A 6,402-nucleotide genomic window follows, 5' to 3' on the forward strand; every position below is an offset into this window, starting at 1 on the left:
GGATTCGGTCAGGGCGGTGCGTCGGCACGATGAAACAGGACTGGCAGCGCATCATCCAGGCCGCGGGGGCCCTGGGCGATAGGGCGATTCCATTATGGAGCCGGCTTCTGGGCGTGGACGAGGCCGGGCTCCGGGAATGGAAATGGCCTGTCGTGGCCTCGATTGGGCTGCACCTGTTGATCGGGATCCTGGCTGTAGGAAACTGGAGCTGGCGGAACCAGGAACCAGAGTTCCAGCAGCCCCAGGCCGTTCAGGCCAGGGTGGTGCAGGCAAAGCCAGAGCCGAAGCCGGAACCGGAGCCAGAGCCGAAGCCGGAACCGGAGCCGGAGCCGGAACCAGAGCCGAAGCCGGAACCAAAGCCGAAGCCGGAACCAGAGCCGAAGCCAGAACCAGAGCCGAAGCCAGAACCAGAGCCGAAGCCAGAACCAGAGCCGAAGCCAGAACCAGAGCCGAAACCGGAACCGAAGCCGGAACCAGAGCCAGAGCCGGAACCGGAACCAGAGCCGGAACCGGAACCAGAGCCGGAACCGGAAGAAACAAAGGACGATCAACGCTCGGAGCAGGAACAACGCCTGAAACGGTTGGCGGAGAAAGCAGCCCAGGCAGAGAAGGAATCGGATCGGGAGCAGCAGGCTGATGGTGCTGACGTCGATGCTTCCAGTATGGAAGGCGTTAATATTGCCGATGAACGCCAACGTTTTCGAACCCTGATCCATCAGGAAGTGAAGAACAACTGGTACATACCGCCAGGGAATAAGGACCGGGTCGTCAAGCTGCGGATTGAGGTTCTTCCAACGGGAGAACTGCGGTCTGTCGAGCTGGTGGAAGGCAGTGGCAGCCAGCAATTGGATGAATCAGCGCTGAGTGCGGTCCGGCGGGTGGACAACTTCCCCGCCCCGGGCGATTCAGCGCTGTTCAACGAGCTTTTCCGTGGTGGCATCACGATTGAATTCAGCCCCGAGGAGTAGGCGACCATGACCCTGATCCATCGCAGCGCCGGCCAGGCGCTGATCCTGATCTGCCTGCTGCTTGCGCCCCTTCTGGCGCAGGCTGAGATGGTCGTGCGCGTTACCGAGGGGGCGGACCGACGCATGCCGATTGCGGTGGTGCCCTTTGGCAGTAATCACTCCCGTGAAGCCCCGCAGGATCTGGATGGGATTATCCGCGATGACCTGACGATGAGCGGTGATCTCAAGACCCTTGAGCCTTCCCGGATGCTCAGTCTGCCGACTTCGGGTGATGACATTCATTTCCGCGACTGGCGTGTTCTGGGCCAGCAGTTTGTCCTGGTAGGGGAGGTGGATTTTGACGCGGAACGCAACCGCTACATCCTCAGCTATGAGCTGTTCGATGTCAGCCAGCAGGAACGGCTGCTCGGCTCCCGGGCCTCGGCTGCACCGTCGGAGCTGCGTACGCTGGCGCACCATGTGAGCAACCGCATCTATGAGCGGGTTACGGGCATCCCCGGCATCTTCAATACCCGGCTCGCGTTCGTGACCCGTACCGGCAGTGGCGACAGCGTTGAATACCGGCTCAAGGTCAGCGACGTGGATGGGCGCAGGGACCAGGTTCTGCTGCGGTCGAGTGAGCCCATTCTGTCACCGGACTGGTCTCCAGACGGCAAAGAACTGGTGTACGTTTCCTTTGAAAGTGGGCGGCCAGCGATCTACCGGCAGGTCGTGAGCAGTGGGGAGCGGCGCCGGATTGCCCGTTATACCGGGCTCAATTCGGCGCCGGCCTGGTCTCCGGATGGAGGTTCCCTGTTGCTCACGCTCTCCAAGGATGGCAGTGCAGACGTCTACCGGATGCCGCTGGACACTCTGGAACCCCACCGGCTGACCCGACATTATTCCATCAACACGGAACCGAGCTGGTCACCGGATGGTGAGCGCTTTGCCTTTACCTCGGATCGTTCGGGGAATCCTCAGGTCTATGTCCAGTCCCTGGAGGGAGGGGAGCCCGAGCGCCTGACCTTTGAAGGAACGTCCAACGCCCACCCGGTGTTCGGACCGGAGGGGCAGGAAATCTACTACATTCATCGGGCCGACGGGCGCTACGTGCTCGGCGCGGTGGATCTGGAGACCGGCGAGGAGCGTGTGCTTGCCGGCTCCGAAATCGGCGAGGCACCGGCAATGGCGCCCAATGGGCGTCTGGTGCTTTACGTCACCAGTGCCGGCGGACGAAAGGGGGCGTTGGAAGTGACCACTGTGGACGGGAATGCGCGTTTTACGCTTCCGGTGGAACACGATGGCATCCGCGATCCCGCCTGGTCGCCGCTGGCCGATTGAGTCCTGATGTTTGCAGTATTATCAGGAACATCATACATTAAGCGAAATCCAAAACTGGAAAAACCAAAAAAGGAAGGCCAATGACTGATCTTCTCAAGAACCGTGTACTGATGCTGGGCTTTGCCCTTCTCTTTGTTGCGGGTTGCAGCTCAACCGCCACCGAACCGGAAGGGGCCGGCTCCAACGGCATGAGCGATGCCGATATGGAGAAGGAGAGCGATGCGGGTTCTGACTCCGATGCCTATGGCGCCGGTGACGGCAGTGGCGTCTCTGAAGAGGCCATGACTGAACAGGAGCGCGCCCAGGCGTCTCTGAAGAAGGCGAAGGAAAAAGCCATGAAGGCGGCTTCCACCATCTATTTCGATTTTGACAGCTCCGAGATCCGTCGTGAATCCCAGTCCATCCTGGAAACACACGCGGCGTACCTGGCTGAAGATGACAGTGCCAGTGTGGTACTCGAGGGCCATACCGACGAGCGTGGCAGCCGTGAGTACAACATGGCCCTGGGCGAGCGTCGTGCCGAGTCCGTGGCCCGCTTCCTGCGCGTCAACGATGTGTCCGCAGACCAGATTGAGACAGTCAGTTATGGCGAAGAACAGCCTGTTGTTGACGAGAGCAACGAAGAGGCTTGGGCGGAGAATCGTCGGGTTGAAATCAACTACGAATAATCCTGTGCGCCCTCTGCTTGCAGCAGGTCTGATTCTGGCGGCGACCGGAGTGGTTCCGGCCGCCGCCCAGAGCCAGGAGGACAACGCCGCGCTTGTTAGCGACAATGAAGCGAAACGTTCCAGCGGGAGCGGCTCTGGTGAACTGTTTTTCCTGGTGGAGGAGTTGCGGGCAGAGATCCAGAACCTCCGCGACCAGATCGAGACCACATCTCACGAGGTGCAGCGGCTCAAAAAGCAGGCACGTGAACGCTATATTGATCTTGATGAGCGGTTGGTGGATCTTGACTCCCGCCTGTCGGAGCTGGAGGGCGCATCGGAGCCATCCAGTGACAGCAACGGCGCTGGCGATAGCAGCGGTGGCAGCAACAGTAAGTCCGACGAGGAGAGCACTTCGTACCGGCAGCCGGATGAAGCTGAGCGCGAGGCCTATGCCTCGATCCAATACCTGATTCAGGAAGAGCAGGATTACGAAGCAGCCATTGACGAGCTCTACAGCTTTCTGGAGAAATACCCAGAGGGCGATCTGAGCGTCAACGCCTACTACTGGCTGGGTGAGCTCTATCTGAGCCTGGAAAAGTATGAACAGGCGCAGCAGGCGTTCACCATCGTGACGTCACGGCATGGATCCCACCGCAAGGCGCCGGACGCATTGTTCAAGCTTGCGGTTGCCCATGATCGAGCCGGTAATAGTGACAAGGCGCGCGAGATTCTGGATCAGCTCCGGGACCGTTATCCGGAATCCGAGGCGACCGCGCTGGGGCGTGAATACCGCAGTGAAATGGATTGACCCATAAGGGTTGCGAAAGCCAAAAAATTAAGTACCATATGCGCCTCGTTTGGGTCGTTAGCTCAGTTGGTAGAGCAGTTGGCTTTTAACCAATTGGTCGCAGGTTCGAATCCTGCACGACCCACCACTATTTAGCTTCCCGGTTTTGTCAGGGGTCGTTAGCTCAGTTGGTAGAGCAGTTGGCTTTTAACCAATTGGTCGCAGGTTCGAATCCTGCACGACCCACCATTCCCACCCCCGCTTTTATCCCCGCAGCCCGGCCGTTTGTATCCGACCATTGAAAAATGCGGGTGACAGAGGCATAAACGGGTAGGAGAGAACCTTTAAACGGCTTACTCAAAGGGTGGTCAGAGTCCATGACGTACAGGCAGGACCGCATTCTGGTTCAGGAACATCTGGCGCACGAGCGTGAGGCGCCAACACTGAGCGAGGCCGAGGCGGAAGAGCGGCGTGCTGCGATCCGGCGTGAGCTTGAAGCGCAGGATGCGGTGCTGGTGGCCCATTACTATACCGATCCTTTGATCCAGTCCCTGGCGGAAGAAACCGGCGGCTGTGTGGCGGACTCACTGGAAATGGCCCGGTTTGGCAACGAACATCCGGCCTCGACTCTGGTGGTCGCCGGGGTGCGCTTCATGGGAGAGACCGCCAAGATCCTGAACCCGGAAAAACGGGTTCTGATGCCCACGCTGGAAGCAACCTGCTCACTGGATATCGGGTGTCCGGCGGATGACTTTGCCGCCTTCTGCGATCAGCATCCCGAAAGAACCGTGGTCGTGTATGCCAATACCTCGGCAGCGGTCAAGGCGCGCGCCGACTGGGTGGTGACCTCCAGCTGCGCGGAGTCCATTGTCGATTTCCTGGATTCGCGTGGCGAATCCATCCTTTGGGCCCCGGACAAGCACCTTGGTGCCTACATTCAGCGCTCCACCCAGGCGGATATGCTGCTGTGGGACGGTTCCTGCATCGTGCATGAAGAGTTCAAGGGCCAGGGTGTTGAGAACCTGCGCGCCACCATGCCGGATGCCGTGGTACTGGCGCACCCGGAATCGCCGGCTTCGGTGGTTGAGCAGGCGGATGTGGTTGGCTCTACTTCCCGCCTGATTGAGGCGGTGAAGACCATGGATGCTGAGGATTTTATTGTGGCTACGGACAGCGGCATCTTCCATAAGATGCACGAAGTGGCGCCCGACAAGAACCTGATTGAAGCCCCTACGGCTGGCGAGGGAGCGACTTGCCGCAGCTGTGCCCATTGCCCCTGGATGGCGATGAACGGACTGGATAATCTGCTGCGGGTCCTGCGCCAACAGGATCAAGAGATCCATGTGGATGAGGCCACCCGGGAGAAAGCGCTTGTTTCGGTGCAGCGCATGCTGGATTTCACTGCGGCCAGGAAACTGAAGGTAGCGGGTAACGCCTGAGGACCAGGTCTCAGCGCTGGCGGTTGAGGCTGGCGCGCCTATTGGCTTCTTCCAGGCGGTCCCTCAGAAGTGCCTTGCGCGTGTGTCTGGCCGGTGCCCGCTCCAGTGCCTGGCGGAACTGGCGCGCAGCCGCCTCCGCGTCGCCCATCAGCAGTAACCGCTCCCCGCGAGCACGGTGCACCTCGATCAGGTTGCCGGCACGTCCAGCAGCTTCCGAAAGATCCCCCCAGAGCGTGGCATCGTCACCGTAATCACGGGTCAGTGCCTCGTAGAGCCGTGCTGCCGCCTTCGGTTGGTTCAGCTCCATGCGGATATCCGCCAGTGTCCGGCTCAGCGTAAGGTTGCCCGGGTGGCGTTTCAGGTGTCGTTCCAGCAGTTTGGCCGCTTCTGGCGTCTGATCGCTGTGGCGCAGAGCTCTTGCCAGCTCCGCCACCAGGAATATATCGCCCTCGTAGCGCTCCAGCAGCGCGCGCACGTGTGGAATGGCCTCTTTTGCCCTATCGGCCGCAATCAATGCAGCGGCCAGTCCGTGACGTGCCGCGTCCGCCTCCAGGCCGCTGCCTTCCTCCCAGGCGCGCCGGAAGTGGGCGACCAGGTTCCCCGGCTTCTCGTGATGATGCAAGCGCACCCTGTTGCGAACCAGGTGGTAGGCGAGTCGCTGGTCGTAACGTTCCTGGTTCCGGATGTCGGCAACCCGGGCCCGGGTATCGGCGATCCGGGATTCGGTCATAGGGTGGGTTGAAAGGTATTCCGGCGGGCGGTTGCCCTGGAACTGGCGCATGCGTTCGAACATGGCTGGCATGCCTGCGGGATCGTAGCCGGCTCGGGCCATGATCTCGAGACCCAGCCGGTCGGCCTCGCGCTCATGGGCGCGGCTGTGGCGCAGCATCTGATCAATGGCCAGTGCCTGGGTGCCGGCAATAGTGGCAATGCCGGCTTGCGAGCCGGTGGCGGCGGTCAGGATGATGCCGGCCAGCATACCGGCAATGGTCAGTGGTGTGCTGCGCTTCTGTTGTTCCAGACGCCGGGCGTAATGGCGTTGGCTGAGGTGTGCGATTTCGTGGGCCACCACCCCTGCAAACTCATGTTCCGTCTCGGCAGCTCGGATCAGGCCGGTATGGATACCGATGATGTTGCCGGGCACCGCGAACGCATTGATTGACGCCTGAATCCGTTACTTCAATCGACCAGAAATGCGCCCAAAGCCTGCAATAACAAGGCTTTGAGCGATATAATAGCAA

At 60.5% G+C, this 6,402-nt stretch carries 6 protein-coding genes and 2 tRNA genes; 7 read left to right on the forward strand and 1 reads right to left on the reverse strand.

The features are described from left to right. Positions 1–29 precede the first annotated feature (29 nt). The 7 genes from AC1RQI_RS02570 (at position 30) to nadA (ending at position 5,161) form a co-directional block, all read left to right on the forward strand. Positions 30–968 (forward strand): cell envelope integrity TolA family protein, encoded by a 939-nt coding sequence (locus AC1RQI_RS02570; protein WP_481903538.1) that lies wholly within the window; start codon positions 30–32, stop codon positions 966–968. A 6-nt stretch (positions 969–974) separates the two neighbouring features. Further along, positions 975–2,288, forward strand: a complete 1,314-nt coding sequence (gene tolB / locus AC1RQI_RS02575; protein ID WP_481903539.1) for a Tol-Pal system beta propeller repeat protein TolB — start codon at positions 975–977, stop codon at positions 2,286–2,288. Positions 2,289–2,368: 80 nt separating this feature from the next. Further along, complete coding sequence (gene pal, locus AC1RQI_RS02580; RefSeq protein ID WP_481903540.1) at positions 2,369–2,956, forward strand: peptidoglycan-associated lipoprotein Pal; 588 nt, start codon at positions 2,369–2,371, stop codon at positions 2,954–2,956. Further along, positions 2,937–3,743, forward strand: a complete 807-nt coding sequence (gene ybgF, locus AC1RQI_RS02585) for a tol-pal system protein YbgF (protein WP_481903541.1) — start codon at positions 2,937–2,939, stop codon at positions 3,741–3,743. The genes pal and ybgF overlap by 20 nt, the downstream gene beginning before the upstream one ends. A 51-nt stretch (positions 3,744–3,794) precedes the next feature. Next, positions 3,795–3,870, forward strand: a tRNA-Lys gene (locus tag AC1RQI_RS02590). A gap of 25 nt (positions 3,871–3,895) precedes the next feature. Further along, a tRNA-Lys gene (locus tag AC1RQI_RS02595) sits at positions 3,896–3,971 on the forward strand. 128 nt (positions 3,972–4,099) lie between these two features. Next, positions 4,100–5,161, forward strand: a complete 1,062-nt coding sequence (nadA, locus tag AC1RQI_RS02600; RefSeq protein WP_416634949.1) for a quinolinate synthase NadA — start codon at positions 4,100–4,102, stop codon at positions 5,159–5,161. A gap of 10 nt (positions 5,162–5,171) precedes the next feature. On the opposite strand, the gene AC1RQI_RS02605 is transcribed toward nadA, so the two are convergent. Beyond that, complete coding sequence (locus AC1RQI_RS02605) at positions 5,172–6,332, reverse strand: M48 family metalloprotease (protein ID WP_481903546.1); 1,161 nt, start codon at positions 6,330–6,332, stop codon at positions 5,172–5,174. Between the last annotated feature and the right edge of the window lie 70 nt (positions 6,333–6,402).

Source organism: Salicola sp. AFF1 (genome assembly GCF_056783195.1).